15 protein-coding genes are annotated in these 14208 nt (G+C 46.9%); 2 read left to right on the forward strand and 13 right to left on the reverse strand.

Annotated elements, in window-relative coordinates; all coding sequences use genetic code 11:
- Nucleotides 1–123 precede the first annotated feature (123 nt).
- From O9X78_RS10575 to cyoA, 10 genes are all read right to left on the reverse strand, one after another.
- Nucleotides 124–441, reverse strand: a complete 318-nt coding sequence (locus tag O9X78_RS10575; RefSeq protein ID WP_269619650.1) for an Hpt domain-containing protein — start codon at nucleotides 439–441, stop codon at nucleotides 124–126.
- Nucleotides 425–829, reverse strand: a complete 405-nt coding sequence (locus O9X78_RS10580) for a response regulator (RefSeq protein ID WP_269619651.1) — start codon at nucleotides 827–829, stop codon at nucleotides 425–427. Before O9X78_RS10580 ends, O9X78_RS10575 begins: the two co-directional genes overlap by 17 nt.
- On the reverse strand, nucleotides 829–1998 hold the full coding sequence (locus tag O9X78_RS10585) for a sensor histidine kinase (RefSeq protein ID WP_269619652.1): 1170 nt from the start codon (nucleotides 1996–1998) through the stop codon (nucleotides 829–831). Before O9X78_RS10585 ends, O9X78_RS10580 begins: the two co-directional genes overlap by 1 nt.
- A gap of 169 nt (nucleotides 1999–2167) precedes the next feature.
- Nucleotides 2168–2719, reverse strand: coding sequence for a response regulator transcription factor (locus O9X78_RS10590; protein WP_269619653.1), 552 nt, complete (start codon nucleotides 2717–2719; stop codon nucleotides 2168–2170).
- Nucleotides 2720–2723: 4 nt separating this feature from the next.
- Nucleotides 2724–4031, reverse strand: a complete 1308-nt coding sequence (locus tag O9X78_RS10595) for an ATP-binding protein (protein WP_269619654.1) — start codon at nucleotides 4029–4031, stop codon at nucleotides 2724–2726.
- 73 nt (nucleotides 4032–4104) lie between these two features.
- The gene (locus O9X78_RS10600; RefSeq protein ID WP_269619655.1) at nucleotides 4105–4851 is read right to left on the reverse strand and encodes an SURF1 family protein; all 747 of its coding nucleotides are present in this window, start codon (nucleotides 4849–4851) and stop codon (nucleotides 4105–4107) included.
- A gap of 6 nt (nucleotides 4852–4857) precedes the next feature.
- Nucleotides 4858–5226 carry a cytochrome o ubiquinol oxidase subunit IV gene (gene cyoD, locus O9X78_RS10605; protein WP_269619656.1) on the reverse strand — a complete coding sequence of 123 codons (369 nt, stop codon included), beginning with the start codon at nucleotides 5224–5226 and terminating at the stop codon, nucleotides 4858–4860.
- A complete protein-coding gene (cyoC, locus tag O9X78_RS10610; protein ID WP_269619657.1) occupies nucleotides 5223–5849 on the reverse strand; it encodes a cytochrome o ubiquinol oxidase subunit III in 627 nt (208 codons plus the stop codon). The genes cyoD and cyoC overlap by 4 nt, the downstream gene beginning before the upstream one ends.
- A gap of 1 nt (nucleotide 5850) precedes the next feature.
- Entirely contained in the window at nucleotides 5851–7857 is a 2007-nt protein-coding gene (gene cyoB / locus O9X78_RS10615; RefSeq protein WP_269619658.1) for a cytochrome o ubiquinol oxidase subunit I, read from the reverse strand.
- A gap of 78 nt (nucleotides 7858–7935) precedes the next feature.
- Complete coding sequence (gene cyoA, locus O9X78_RS10620) at nucleotides 7936–8898, reverse strand: ubiquinol oxidase subunit II (protein WP_269619660.1); 963 nt, start codon at nucleotides 8896–8898, stop codon at nucleotides 7936–7938.
- 66 nt (nucleotides 8899–8964) lie between these two features.
- Here cyoA and O9X78_RS10625 point away from each other — a divergent pair, with 66 nt between their 5' ends.
- Nucleotides 8965–10374 (forward strand): MFS transporter, encoded by a 1410-nt coding sequence (locus tag O9X78_RS10625; RefSeq protein WP_269619661.1) that lies wholly within the window; start codon nucleotides 8965–8967, stop codon nucleotides 10372–10374.
- Between the two features lie 816 nt (nucleotides 10375–11190).
- Here O9X78_RS10625 and O9X78_RS10630 read toward each other — a convergent pair.
- Nucleotides 11191–12162 (reverse strand): IS481 family transposase, encoded by a 972-nt coding sequence (locus tag O9X78_RS10630; protein WP_269619662.1) that lies wholly within the window; start codon nucleotides 12160–12162, stop codon nucleotides 11191–11193.
- Between the two features lie 70 nt (nucleotides 12163–12232).
- Between O9X78_RS10630 and O9X78_RS10635 the strand changes: the two genes are divergently transcribed.
- The gene (locus tag O9X78_RS10635; RefSeq protein ID WP_269619663.1) at nucleotides 12233–13276 is read left to right on the forward strand and encodes an MDR family NADP-dependent oxidoreductase; all 1044 of its coding nucleotides are present in this window, start codon (nucleotides 12233–12235) and stop codon (nucleotides 13274–13276) included.
- Nucleotides 13277–13345: 69 nt separating this feature from the next.
- Here O9X78_RS10635 and O9X78_RS10640 read toward each other — a convergent pair whose 3' ends face one another.
- Complete coding sequence (locus O9X78_RS10640) at nucleotides 13346–13732, reverse strand: cytochrome c oxidase subunit 3 family protein (RefSeq protein WP_269619664.1); 387 nt, start codon at nucleotides 13730–13732, stop codon at nucleotides 13346–13348.
- A 74-nt stretch (nucleotides 13733–13806) separates the two neighbouring features.
- Nucleotides 13807–14094, reverse strand: a complete 288-nt coding sequence (locus tag O9X78_RS10645) for a cytochrome C oxidase subunit IV family protein (RefSeq protein ID WP_269619665.1) — start codon at nucleotides 14092–14094, stop codon at nucleotides 13807–13809.
- Nucleotides 14095–14208 lie beyond the last annotated feature (114 nt).

A 14208-nucleotide genomic window follows, 5' to 3' on the forward strand; every position in this document is an offset into this window, starting at 1 on the left:
CGCGGTGGCGTGCTTGGAGAGGGAAGTAATCCTTGAGTATTCATAATAGGTGTCCACTTAAAATGAGGTGGACACCAAGGCTACTAGCTTAAAATCGAATGGAAAGGTGAGTTCGCCGGACGGTTACAATTGAGCTTCGAGTAGGGGGATACTTTGATCAATATCGCTACTGCCATTTGTCATTGGGAGTAAGATGTTCTGTATCCCTACACAAACTCGGCTTACCGCAGTAATGTTTAAAATTGATGAGGTTCCCGCAACTGCATGGACCGCACGATATAGCTTATGCATAGATTCTTTGGAATGGCCTGATGTTTTACAGTTAAGCCAAAGATCCATGATCTCAGTAAGCTTTTGATCTAGTTTTAAGACGTAACTTTCTTGCAACTCAGCTAGCTGAGTGTCTACCGAGTCTGAACTACTTTTACTGTTTTGATTCATGATAGTTCTGCCAAATTGTTCTAATCTCGTTGCCTAATGTCATCGGATTAAATGGCTTGGTAATCACATTTTCGGCACCCATTTTCTTTAGCTTTTCGACTTCATCGGCTTGTGCTTTCGCGGTCATAAATACTATTGGTATATCGGCAAATTCCGGCATTTCTTTAATTCGTTTTAATAACTGTGGGCCGTCCATGCCCGGCATCATTACGTCTAGAAGCACGAGTTGTGGTTTAAAGTTACCTATCTCATCCAGCCCTTCGTAGCCATCGGAACATATTTTTAGATCGAATCCTGCGACTTGCTTAAGTGCAATTTCAGCTACAAGGCGAATATCGGGTTCGTCCTCAACGTACATTATTTTGGTAAATTCTACTGAAGTATTCATTAAGGGCTGCTTTTTGTGGGGTTGGCGCGCTGAAGGTCGATGTAAAATTCGCTGCCTTTGTCGGGTTCAGACTTAAAAGAAAGTGTGCCTTGGTGTTGCTCAACGATAGCTTTTGAAATATGGAGGCCAAGTCCAGTGCCGCTCATCGCTCTTTTGTCTGAGGTGTCCGCCTGCGTGAATTTTTCGAAAACTCTGCTTTGGAAATCTAGTGGAATACCACGGCCTTTATCACATACCGCAATACGAATTTTGTCATCCATCAATTTAGCAGTTATTTCAATGATGGAATCTTGATTAGAGAATTTTGCAGCGTTCGACATCAAGTTACTCATAACTTGCATTAGTCGATCAGGATCCACATCAATATAAATAGGATCTGGGCAGAAGATTAATGCAAATTTCACATGGTGCTTTTCAGCATAGGCTTGATTGTCGAATATAGCGGTTTCAAGAAATGGTTTTACTCGTATAACTTGTTTGTTGAACTGCATCTTTTCAGATTCTATTTTTGATATATCTAGAATGTCGTTAATGAGTAAGAGCAAACGATCACTGTTCTTGTGCGCGATGTTAATTAACATGTCACCTTGACTAGAATTTGGCTTTATAGCACCGCCAATAATGAGTTCTAATGAGGCTTTAATTGATGTTAGCGGTGTGCGGAGTTCATGACTAACAGTAGCGATGAATTCGTCTTTGATTTGCTGTTCATGCACTCGCCGGATCGCACTGCGCAGCTGTTCTTCAGTTTCTTTTCGTTCAGAGATGTCGCGCACAATACCGGTAAACATCCGCTGCCCATTGACTTCCATTTCGCTAATGGCGAGTTCAAGAGGGAACGTGCTGCCATTTTTACGCAAGCCGGTAACTTCTCTGCCGATGCCGATGATCTTCTTCTCACCAGTACTCAGGTAGTTGTCTAAATATTGGTCATGTTCAGCTCTGTAGGGATTGGGCATAAGCATTGACACATTTTTTCCGGTCAACTCATCGAGACGGTAGCCGAATATATTTTCTGCGGCGGGATTTACGGTTTCAATGAGCCCGCAGTCGCTAATGGTAATAACGCCATCAACAATGGTATCTACAATGGCCTTAGTTCTGGCCAGAAGATCACTGACCGAGCCGGTATCGTTGGTTTTATTGTCATGATTTGGCGGGCTGCTCATCATTATTTCAGCGATTTATTAGCGATGCTCCGATTGTAGGATTTCTATTTCCGATGGTGAACTGGGAGAAGTACTTAGATATTTTGTAACTAGATGAAAAACAGAGGTAAATAGCGATTGTGAGGTGGGATTCTGTCTAGTTTCTTGAGCGATAGCGGACGAAATATACTTATTTGACCTGCTGTTTTGCCAATTTTCGGGCCAATGTTCTTCTGTGCATACCTAATCTTCTCGCGGTCTCGGAAATATTAAAGCCAGTTTCGGCTAAAGTTTCATGTATGCGTTCCCACTCTAGCGTTTTTATTGATGTGGCGCGGCCACGAATTTCGATAGCTACGTTGCCTTCGGCGCTATTAAATGCGGCTTCTATGTCGTCGGTATTCGAGGGCTTAGCTAAGTAGTGGCAGGCGCCGAGTTTAACCGCCTCCACCGCAGTGGCGATGCTGGCATACCCAGTTAGCACCACGATAAGCATTTCCGGGTCGTGTTTATGTAATGCTTGCACGCAGGCGAGTCCTGACGCTTCGCCATCAAGCTTAAGATCGACGACGGCATAACTCGGTGAATGATCTTCCAACAGGACTAGGGCGCCCTCTAAGCCATTGGTACTTATGACTGTGTAGCCTCGCCGCTCGAAAGAGCGCCCTAGGGTTCTAGCGAACGCAGCATCGTCTTCAATGATAATTAATTTGCGGGGGCTGGCGCTGGTGTCATCTTGCATTCGCTTATCGCTCTTTTAATTGAAGTACGTCTAGTGGCAAACGCAGATTTATTTCGGCGCCGCCTTCTGGACGATTCCATGCCTTAACTTGGCCACCCAATATACGTGCTACGTTGAAAACCAGAAATAGGCCAAGCCCGCTGCCAGGTTTACCCTTTGTAGATTGATAGGGCTGCCCTAGGCGGTCGAAAATTTCTTTGGCAAAACCTGGGCCACGATCAAGGACGCGAATGAGTAATGTATCTTCCTGCCTAAAAACCTCAAGACGAACCCAATTTGGAGAGGCTTCTAATGCGTTATCCAGAAGATTGCAGACGGTTTGTTTTAACACGGTATCTGAGGCTATATCTAGATCTTCGCCAAATTGGTTTTGAAAACTGAATTCGCCCACTTTGCGCGTGCTCTGCCATTCCGCCACAAGTTCGTCAAAGAATTCGCAAACACTGGTTTCTTCGGAAGATTCTCCGCGTGTTTCGCCTGCTGACATTAATATACCGCTAACAATGGATTTGCAGCGTTGCACCTGAGTTTGCATTTCAGTGATTTCTTCACTGAGATCGGGATCTGAATTCAGAATTGGCATATGGCGCCAGTCGCCGAGGATAACCGCGATAGTAGATAAGGGGGTACCCAATTCGTGGGCCGCACCCGATGCCAGCAAGCCCATTCGCAGAATATGCTCTTCTTCGGCGGCTCGCTGGCGTAATTCCGCTAAACGCGCGTCGTGTTCGCGGTGGGTTTGGTTTATCCGGTTGATAAAAACGACGAGTAAGGCGGCATTAAGTACTAAGCAAATGAGCATCCCTTCGACATAGTAGCTGCGTATACCTAGATGATAGTCCTGGGGTAAATCAAGAGGTCGGCCCGCTTCGGCGAGCCATAGAAAACACCCCGTGGCTACGCCAAGCAAGGCCCAAGCATACGATGGCGCCATGAGAACCGCAGCGAGTCCGACCTGCAAAAGGTAGAGGAAAACGAAAGGGTTTGTTGCGCCACCGCTTAGATAAAGCTGGATGGTAAGCGTGCCCATGTCTACGAGCAAACCCACAAATAGCTCAGCAGTTCCGACTCTATGACGAAATTTTAGCCCCAGCTCATTCAGTGCGTTAAAAACAATAAGTCCAGCTAATACGGCCAACATGACGTTCATTGGCAGTTCTACACCAAAGCCGTAATGCGTCACCAAGATTGTTAGGAATTGACCCAAAACTGCCATCCAGCGAAGCTGGACAAGTTGGCGCATGTGTTTGCCGCGGGTGTCGGTGTCCGTAGTTTCGGACTGACTATAGGCTTGAAGCTCTTTGCTTATCATGCAGAATCTGTCATCAATAATGTCTGGGTATTGGCTACAGTATACTTATCTGTGCGCTTAAGTCGCAGTCGTGTCAGTCTAGGTTTGCGCGTTTTTCTTCACGAACAATAATGACAGCTGCGCCGACAACCATAAGTGCTAAGCTGTACCAAGTAATGGCATAAACGAGATGGCTGTTATGAAAGCGAATGACGGTAAGTCCAGCTACTGGGTCTACGGTTGCTTGGGGACTAAAGATTTCTGTGCTGAGCTCGTTTTTCTCAGCATCTATGAAGTACGGTGCGGCGCTTAGTTTGTGTTTGGCCGCAATAGCGGCAACGTCTCGTGAATACCAACGGCCTGTATCAGGATCATTGTCACGCACTGCACTGCCATCGGGCTCACTTATTCGCAGTAGGCCAATTATCTGTTGGTACTCTGTTGATGCCGGTGTGGCTTCAACGCCTTGGTTAATAAAGCCCCGGTTAATCAAGACAATGCTGCCATCTTCCTGTTTAAAGGGCGTGATAACCCAGTACCCACTGCCCAGCTCGCTGGCGGCGACAACAAGGGTGTTATTGTTTGGCAGAAAGTGTCCGTTTACTGATACCCGCCGGTACTCATCGCTGGCCTTATTGATAACAGGCCAGCGTTCTTTAGATGGTGCAGCTTGTGGAGATGCGTGAGCGCGCTCATTAACGCGTTGAATGAGATCCAGTTTCCACTCGCGGCGTTCGAGTTGCCAGTTGCCAAGAAGGATGAAACCCGAGAAGGCTAAAATGCCGACGACAGCAAGACTCCATCGTTTAAGTAACTGACTTAATGGCTTCGGCGCGGGCATTCGTTATTAGCTGCTGCCAGTCATCATGCCGGGCATCATATTCGCGTTCATGTGGTACATCACCCATAACGAACCTGCGAGGGTAATGAATAATAAGACGAGGGTGAAAATCAGTGAGAGCATATTCCACCCGCCCTCAGAGTGGAAATTCATGTGGAGGAAATAAACCATGTGCACAAGAATCTGCACCAAGGCAAAACCCAGAATGACTACGACAGTCGCATTGCGAGAGCTGAGCACGTCTGCCATCACTAGCCAGAAGGGAATGGCGGTAAGAATGACCGAGGCCATAAAACCAATCATATAGCCGCTAAATGTGCTGTGCGGCCCTTCATCGTTATGGTGGTCTAGGCTGTGTTGATTGTGTTCGCTCATGACATTGACCCCATTAAATAGACAATGGTAAATACGCCGATCCAAACCACGTCCAGAAAATGCCAAAACATGGACAGGCAAAATAGACGACGACGGTTTGCGACGGTTATTCCGTGCTTGCGTAGTTGGATTAGTAGGGTGGCGAGCCAAATGATGCCAAACGTCACATGCAGACCGTGTGTGCCAACCAGTGTAAAGAAGGCTGACCAGTACGCGCTGCGCTGTGGCCCCGCGCCTTCATGGATTAGATGATAAAACTCAAAGAGCTCTAATCCCAAAAAGGCTGCACCGAATACACCAGTAATCGCTAGCCAAATCATTGTTCCTTTCAGTTTTCCCTGCTGCATTTGCAACATGGCGAAACCATAAGTAATCGACGAAAATAAAAGGAAGCTGGTGTTCAAGGCAACCAGTGGTAGGTCAAACAACTCCGCGCCAGTTGGACCTCCGGCGTAGCTTTGGCTTAATACGCTATAGGTTGCAAATAGTGCCGCGAAGATCAGGCAATCGCTCATTAGGTAGAGCCAAAAACCCAACAAGGTTCCGTTGGCAACGTGATGTTCTTCGCGCACTAAAAAATCGAAACTGTCCGGCGCAGCGGGTAATGCAGTTGAATGAGACATCTTAAGCAAGCACCTCGTTTCGTTTGGCTTCAAATTCAGCCTCGACTTTTTCTACCTCTTCAACGGGGATGTAGTAGTCGCGCTTGTAGTTAAAGGTATGAACAATAATGGCGATCAATAATGCCGCAAACGACAGTCCGCCTAGCAGCCACATATGCCAAATCATCGCAAAGCCAAACACAGCGCTTATACCAGCAACGACAATGCCGGCTGCAGTATTTTTAGGCATGTGGATCGGCATAAAGCCGGTACTTGGGCGCACAAAACCATTCGCTTTCATTTGCCACCAGGCGTCGTTGTCATAAACTCGTGGTGTAAATGCAAAGTTATATTGGGGTGGTGGTGACGAGGTAGACCACTCCAATGTGCGGCCGTTCCAAGGGTCGCCGGTTTCGTCTCGCAGTGAGTCACGTTTTTTATAACTGACGTAAAGTTGAATTAAGAAGCAGGCAATGCCAATACCAATGAGTATCGCGCCCCCTAGTGCTATTTGGAACCAGATTTGTATTGATGGATCGTCGAAGTGGCTCATTCGTCGCGTTACACCCATAAAGCCCAGCAGGTAAAGCGGCATGAAGGCGAGGTAGAAACCGATGAACCAGCACCAGAACGACGCCTTACCCCAGAACGGATCGAGTTTGTAACCGGTTACTTTTGGATACCAGTAAGTAATCGCTGCGAAGGTACCAAAGACCACACCACCAATGATGACATTATGGAAGTGGGCAATCAGAAACAGGCTGTTATGCAGCACAAAGTCTGCAGGTGGTACAGCTAATAACACCCCAGTCATGCCGCCGACAACAAAGGTAATCATAAAGCCGACGGTCCACAACATCGGTACATCAAATACGATGCGGCCGCGGTACATAGTGAATAACCAGTTAAATATCTTGGCACCGGTGGGTATTGAGATAATCATCGTGGTGATGCCGAAGAAGCTATTCACCGTCGCCCCAGAGCCCATCGTAAAGAAGTGATGTAGCCATACTAAGTAGGACAGAATGGTGATAACTAGTGTGGCGTAAACCATCGACGAGTATCCGAACAGACGTTTACCGCTGTAGGTCGACACAATCTCGGAGAATACGCCGAAGATAGGCAAAATGAGTATGTATACCTCTGGATGACCCCAGATCCAAATTAGGTTGACGTACATCATGGCGTTGCCGCCAAGGTCATTGGTGAAGAAATTCATGCCCAGATAGCGATCAAGAGACAGTAATGTCATCACCGCAGTCAGCACCGGGAAGGCGGCGACAATCAAAATGTTGGTACACAACGCAGTCCACACAAACACCGGCATTTTCATCATGGTCATGCCGGGCGCGCGCATTTTAACAATGGTCACTACAAAGTTGATGCCAGACAGTAATGTGCCGACCCCTGCTATCTGCAGTGACCAAATATAATAGTCGACCCCCACGCCGGGGCTTTGCAATATGCCGGTTAAAGGGGGATAAGCGAGCCACCCAGATTTGGCGAATTCACCGATAAATAGCGATGCCATTACTAGGCCAGCGCCCGCTGCGGTCATCCAAAAACTTAAATTATTTAAGAAGGGAAACGCGACATCTCGTGCGCCAATTTGCAGCGGTACAATGTAGTTCATTAAGCCAACAACGAAGGGCATGGCCACGAAGAAAATCATGATTACGCCGTGGGCGGTAAAGATCTGGTCGTAGTGGTGGGGAGGTAAATACCCAGTCGCATCGCCAAACGCCATGGCTTGATGGATTCGCATCATGATGGCATCGGCAAAGCCGCGCAGCAACATCACGATACCTAAAATCATATACATCACACCGATGCGTTTATGATCGATGCTTGTGATCCATTCGCGCCATAAATAACCCCAGACATTGTAATAAGTGAGTGCACCGACAATCGCGCCGCCACCTATCACGACGACGATGAACGTCGCCAATAGAATTGGGTCATGTAGAGGGATTGAATCCCAGCTGAGTCGACCGAATATCAGCTTGCTTAGTTCGAACTGTTCAGACATGAAAATTACCGCTGCCCACGGGGCATTGTCAGTGAATGGGACAAACGCGTGGCGATTGAAATCGTAGTGCCAAAAAATTTATTGAGCATGGTGGCCCCCGTGATGATCGTTAGGGCTTGCCGATGAATCGTGGCCTTTGTGATGAGGTGACATCCATTCCTTCATGCACACGGAGCCCTCATCGACACAGCGGTTGAGAATGGCGTCGTAAAGTTCTGGCGCTACGCTGCTGTAGTAATGCACCGGATTTTTCTCGCTGGGTTTTTCAAGCACCTTGTAAACGGTGCGGGAAAGTTCATCGCCGTTGGTTTTAACGTTGGCGACCCAGTCATCAAAGTTAGCCTCAGTCATGCCAAGGAACTTAAAGCGCATGTGGCTAAAGCCTTCACCAGAGTAATTCGCAGAAAAACCGTCGTAACTCCCCACTTCATTGATAACCGCGTTCAGTTGGGTTTCCATTCCGCCCATAGCGTAGATTTGTCCAGCTAAGGCGGGAATGTAAAACGAGTTCATCATAGTAGTAGAGGTGATCTTAAATTTAATCGGACGATCAACCGGCGCCGCCAGCTGATTTACTACCGCGATGCCTTGCTCCGGGTAGAAGAACAACCATTTCCAGTCCATGGCCACCACTTCCACGACTAAAGGTTCAACACCTTCCGGAACGGGTTTGTTCTTGCTGATACGATCGAGCGGACGGTAGGGGTCTAGTTGGTGAGTGCTAACCCAAGTGAGTGCGCCCAAAGCAATAATGATGGCTAGCGGTGCGGCCCATATAACCAATTCGAGACTAGTAGAGTGATCCCAGTTGGGGGTGTAAGTGGCGTCTTTGTTACTCGAACGGTAGCGCCATGCAAAGAGCAGCGTGAGCACGATGACAGGCACGACAACAATCAGCATAAGAATTGTCGCCCATACAATCAGGTTTGCCTGCTGGGCAGCAATGTCGCCAGAGGGAGACATAACTACCGTATCGCAGCCGGAGAGAAGCGCTATAATGGCCGTAAAGAAAATATTGCGCAGAGTTCTGTGAATTGACATCGCCACTCGCAAGTCCAGATATTAGGTGAGGATGCGAACTCTAAGCTAATTGCTTGGGCGATAGAATTGGACAATTTGTCCTATGGTTGGCACAACGCAATAAGAGTAGGCTTTGCCCAATTATTAAATTTGGATGATATCCACGCCATGTCCAGTACTGCTAAGCCCATGACGAATGACAATTCTAATGCACCCGAAATGCAGACCCCAGAGGGGCATTCTCCGGTCGCGCCCGGCGAAATCGCCATTGGCGTCGTCATCGGTCGAGCGTCAGAGCATTTCGACTTTTTCGTGTTCGGTATCGCCTGCGTACTGGTGTTCCCAGGTGTGTTTTTCCCCTTTGTAAGTAGCTTAGAGGGAATGCTCTACGGCTTTGCTATTTTCTCGATGGCCTTTGTAGCAAGACCGTTCGGTACGGCCTTGTTTATGAATATTCAACGCCGCTGGGGCCGCAGCGTAAAACTCACTACCTCGCTATTTCTACTAGGCACAGCAACGGCCGGTATCGCCTTTCTACCCGGTTATAATACCTTGGGTGGCGCATCTATATTTTTGCTAGCCATGTTTCGTCTATTACAGGGCTTTGCACTCGGCGGTTCTTGGGATGGTTTGCCTTCACTTCTGGTTCTGAATGCGCCTAAAGCCAAGCGCAGCTGGTACGCCATGATTGGCCAGCTTGGCGCGCCGATCGGTTTTTTAATCGCTAATTTATTGTTCTTTTACCTAATTAACAGCGTGAGTAGCGAAGACTTCCAAGCATGGGCTTGGCGTTACCCCTTCTTTGTGGCGTTCGCGATAAATGTTGTCGCGCTCTTTGCTCGTTTGCGCTTAGTGTTAACAGAAGAGTATACGCAGGCTCTGGAAGAGAGCGAGCTTGAGCCTATTAGCACCCGTGAAATGTTAGATAAACAAGGCCCGAATATTTTTCTAGGTGCGTTCGCCGCCTTAGCAAGTTATGCACTTTTTCATATTGTGACCATCTTTCCCTTGTCATGGATTTTGCTGGGCGAGTCCCAGCTTATTGACAACGTACTTATTATTCAGGTGTTTGGCGCCTGTATTGGAATTATGGCAACCATTGCATCAGGAGTCATCGCTGATCGTATTGGTAAGCGCACTACTGTGTCGCTAATGGCAGTCTTAATCGGAATTTTCGCACTATTCGCTCCGATGCTGATGAGCGGTACGCCCGTCATGCAGGATGCCTTTATATTAATTGGCTTTGCACTGCTGGGTGTTTCCTATGGACAGGCTTCTGGCACGGTAACCGCAAATTTTGAGCGCCGTTTTCGCTACTCTGGTGCCGCACTGACCTCGGATTTAGCGTGGTTGTTTGGTGCCGCATTCGCGCCACTTATTGCGCTGGGTTTATCGGTGCATTTTGGGCTGGTGGCAGTAAGCTTGTATTTGATCTCTGGTGCCCTTTGTACGCTCCTAGCACTGCGTATTAATAAGCATTTAGAAGCGACTGACTAGGCAGATTATAGCCACGGGAAAGGCTTACTATCGGTAGTTTCATCTTGTTACTAGTTTAGCTGCGTCAATGCTCATTCAGTTTCAATGTTGCATTGGCGTGAGTGGCTATATATTTGTTACTAAGATAGTTTCCTCGATGTTCTTCTTATGAAGTCCAGCTCCTTCTTAAGATATTCTATTTTTTCGTCAATGCTGATCTTGCGGGTGGCTTCGCTGCCTATTTGGTGTCTCAACTTTAGAAAGTCGCTAGCGTTGAGTTCCATTTCAGGGTAGCCACTATTAATTCTTTTAGACTCTGTACTGCAATTCTGTGATTCACAATTACTGCTCTTTACCAGTGACATTATATGCTCGCTTTTGCCGACAAATTTGTCCTTTTCATCACGCATTGTTTAGCTCTCTTGAGTCGATTTGCTTTAATTTACGCTCTCCTTGGAGTGCGGCGCCCGTCTATATGCTGTCACAGTTGTGTGTGATCCATATGTCAAAAGCGGCTTACTTGTTGTTAAGTTTCCAATTAAAGCGATTTAGCAAACGAGGCGCTAGCGCGAGAGTGTTAAATCGTGTTGAATTTTGATTTAAGATAAAAATGGCTAGAAATGAGTAATAGTGCCTGATTTAGGTGTGCGCTGCGGTCGACCTAGGTATTGAGAAGTGGGCACCGAGCCGCTGGTCCGCCTCGGCATTCCTGCCGCGCTTATTATAAATGAACGAGTAAAGCCCAGATTTTGTCGCTTTATCACAGTGACCCTAGTGCAAATACTCCTGACAATACGGTCGTTTGTCTCGGCGCATTTTATGCGTAAGTTGTGTGATTCATAGACCTCGTTTCAATCTTGCCAACTTCAAATCTACCTTGTAGTTGGCATTTTGCATGCGTTCATCAGATCGGTTATAGCTCTCTGCGACTTCATCGGAGAATGGGGTTTCTGCGCTAAGATCAAAGTACCGCTCCATAGGTGATCGTCCACCATGAGCGCTGTGTGGCCTGTCCCAGTTGTAGTAGTGTTGCCACTCAGCGAGCAAGCTGTGGACGTCTTCACTCTGAACATCGATGGTTGCGTAGAACTCGGCTTTATCTGTTTTTTGTGATCGCTCTACTTTCCCGTTTAAGTGAGGAGAACCTGGCTTATTGGGGCGAAACTTTATCCCCAAGCCCATTAATTTCTTTTGGACTTTTTCGGCAAAAAACTCAAGACCTCTATCTGTCTGAATCCGCTGAATTGGGAATGGCATTTCCTCCACCACACAATCAATAAAATTAAGTGTATTCGCGGCTGTACGGCGCTTATAAATTCGTAGAACCCTGTACCTAGTGCAGTCATCAATAGACGTGTACTGGTAAAGGCCGGTGCTGATCTTACAAGTGTCCATTTGGACTCTGTCGCCAGGAATTGGCCGTTCATAGCGTATAAAATCTGCTTTAGTGCGGTATTTTATAACTGGACTAACTTGATGCTTGATTAAAACTTTGTGGATTGTTGCGAGCGAAAATGACGTGTTATGCAGCCGTCGTAACTCACTCTGAATTCGTCTAGCGCCAAGGTTGCGGGTCTTCCTTAACTCCAAAATAAGTAGCTCATGACTAGGAGTTACCTTTCGTGCGGGCGATGACTTTGGGCGTGTGCTGAGGCTAACGAGGCCAGCCTCACCAAGTTCTTGAAACCTGCGCCACCACTTCCGCAGAGTAGGCCTTGATATACCGCATCTGCGACATACATAGCCAGCATCACCAACCTGTTCGTAAAGGCGAATCCACTGTAGGCGTTGTTGAAATTCTCTGTTCATAGGGAGTCATAATAGTGAAATGATGTCTATGAATCACACACGTAAGTTATCGTTAGCAGGAGTTTTAATAATGTCTAAACCTGATCATTTTCACGCATGGGTAATTGACCATTACCTAAAAGATGGCCTTGATGGCTCTGAACTCCATTGGGAGTCGCGACCATTGCCGTCTTTAAAAGACGGGCAAGTGTTGCTTAGTACATGCTTGCTTTCCCTCGATGCCTCAAACCTACTTTGGTTAAGTGAGCGGGAAGATTACTTACCCCAATTGCAAATTGGCGACATCATGCGTGGCAATATCATTGCCCGTGTTGGCGCCTCTTGCCATCCAGCCTTTGCGGAAGGTGACTATGTACTGACCATTCAAGGTTGGGCTGATTACACGATAGTCGACGGAGATGCTTTGCTCGGCGATCGAATAACAATGAAGATTAAGCCCCATGCAGATGTACCCTTGGACGCTTATGTAGGCACATTGGGAATTACAGGCTGGTCTGCTTTTATTGGATTGATGAAGGTGGGTCAACTAAAGGCGGGAGAACGGGTGCTCATTAGTGGCGCAGCCGGGGCTACGGGCATTATGGCGGCTCAAATTGCAAAAGCTGCCGGTGCCGAAGTGTATGGCTTAGCTGGTGGTGCAAAGAAATGCCAGTTTTTGAAGGACACCCTACATCTCGATGACGCCATAGACTACAAGGCGGCTGAAAACTTAGAGCAGACAATCTCTCAAGTAATACCTGAGGGTGTTCAAGTCTTTTTTGACAATGTTGGCGGTGAGATATTAGATGCGGTTCTGCCCAATATGTGTATTAACGGCCGTATCGTTGCGTCAGGTAGTGTTTCCCAATATGGCCATGCTGAACAGTATGGTGTAAAGAATTTGCCCTTAATTACGTCTAAGCGCCTGCGTATGGAAGGGTTTTTAATATTAGATTATTTGCAACAAATCAATGACGTCCTAGCGACCATGGAAACATGGCTATTGGATGGAAAATTAATAAATAAAAATCATATTATTCAAGGTTTAGAAAATGCTCAAGCGGCACTGCCAAAACTGATGACCGGCGGTAATATTGGCAAGCTGGTGGTATATGTTGGTAACGAATTTGATTGAAGCACCGTCAATACCTGTTAGTGACTGGGATATAAGTTGGCCTAGCGATTCTTTTAATTGATGATCGAATCAATGATGTTTTAGGCTTGGCGTATTTCCTGGCTTGAATGTTGCGCCCTTTATTCCAAAGGGCGTTATTGTTTTAAATCGTAAAATATAAACGTAGCAGGCGAGTAGCCCGGTTCCAACGACGAGGTGGGTAAAGTGAAGTCCAGTTAGCGTGGTACATGCAATGCCGCAGGCTATCGCCCCGAGTACAAAGGGAGATGCGAGCTTATACTTTCCGCTTCTAACACTATTTAAGGCCCGAACCATCAGCCATGAGCTGAAAAGCATAATTAACGAATTGCTAGCGCCAGTGGGTATGCATAGCGCTTCTTGAGATTGCCGGAAAAGCGAAACAGCGTCGTTACGCATATAACCGTAGTAGACAAAGCCCACCATAAAATTAGTCATTTCACCTCAAATTATGACCCATATAATTGCGTCACCGGTAATTTTATTTTCATTATTTTTACTTGGCTTGGTATTCAATTGAAGGCCCCCACGTTGGCGGCAGTAACCAAAATATACATAGTCATTAGCCAGATTTGGTAGCGTATTTTTAGATCATTGCTGGCATGACGTACTTCCATAAAGTACCCCATGATTAGGCTGACCTTGAAAAATGTGAGAGTGAGCAAAACAAATATTGCCGCTCCACTATCGCTTTCAAGTGCGCTTCTTTGACTACTGAGCGCCCAAATGCTAATGGACAGCAGCATTAGGACTAGGGCTAGCCAAACCAATGTCTCACGCGTCTTCAACAGCGCATTCATAGGTGTATCTTGTATTAAGAATGTAAATCTATTGTTGTTGTGAAATAGTCGCTGCTCAGCTTGAGGTAGGTATCGTCGTAATCGGCGAATTTATAGCGTTGTCTAAATAGTAGG

It is taken from the genome of Zhongshania aquatica, assembly GCF_027257955.1.
GTDB lineage: Bacteria > Pseudomonadota > Gammaproteobacteria > Pseudomonadales > Spongiibacteraceae > Spongiibacter > Spongiibacter aquatica.

Excerpts from the sequence above, each read along its gene's own strand:
- O9X78_RS10635 (WP_269619663.1), top strand. The coding sequence starts at position 12,233 with ATGTCTAAACCTGATCATTTTCACGCATGGGTAATTGACCATTACCTA.
- O9X78_RS10590 (WP_269619653.1), bottom strand. The coding sequence starts at position 2,719 with ATGCAAGATGACACCAGCGCCAGCCCCCGCAAATTAATTATCATTGAA.
- O9X78_RS10640 (WP_269619664.1), bottom strand. The coding sequence starts at position 13,732 with ATGACTAATTTTATGGTGGGCTTTGTCTACTACGGTTATATGCGTAAC.
- O9X78_RS10595 (WP_269619654.1), bottom strand. The coding sequence starts at position 4,031 with ATGATAAGCAAAGAGCTTCAAGCCTATAGTCAGTCCGAAACTACGGAC.
- cyoB (WP_269619658.1), bottom strand. The coding sequence starts at position 7,857 with ATGTCTGAACAGTTCGAACTAAGCAAGCTGATATTCGGTCGACTCAGC.
- O9X78_RS10630 (WP_269619662.1), bottom strand. The coding sequence starts at position 12,162 with ATGAACAGAGAATTTCAACAACGCCTACAGTGGATTCGCCTTTACGAA.
- O9X78_RS10580 (WP_269619651.1), bottom strand. The coding sequence starts at position 829 with ATGAATACTTCAGTAGAATTTACCAAAATAATGTACGTTGAGGACGAA.
- O9X78_RS10575 (WP_269619650.1), bottom strand. The coding sequence starts at position 441 with ATGAATCAAAACAGTAAAAGTAGTTCAGACTCGGTAGACACTCAGCTA.
- O9X78_RS10600 (WP_269619655.1), bottom strand. The coding sequence starts at position 4,851 with ATGCCCGCGCCGAAGCCATTAAGTCAGTTACTTAAACGATGGAGTCTT.
- cyoC (WP_269619657.1), bottom strand. The coding sequence starts at position 5,849 with ATGTCTCATTCAACTGCATTACCCGCTGCGCCGGACAGTTTCGATTTT.
- O9X78_RS10585 (WP_269619652.1), bottom strand. The coding sequence starts at position 1,998 with ATGAGCAGCCCGCCAAATCATGACAATAAAACCAACGATACCGGCTCG.
- cyoA (WP_269619660.1), bottom strand. The coding sequence starts at position 8,898 with ATGTCAATTCACAGAACTCTGCGCAATATTTTCTTTACGGCCATTATA.
- cyoD (WP_269619656.1), bottom strand. The coding sequence starts at position 5,226 with ATGAGCGAACACAATCAACACAGCCTAGACCACCATAACGATGAAGGG.
- O9X78_RS10645 (WP_269619665.1), bottom strand. The coding sequence starts at position 14,094 with ATGAATGCGCTGTTGAAGACGCGTGAGACATTGGTTTGGCTAGCCCTA.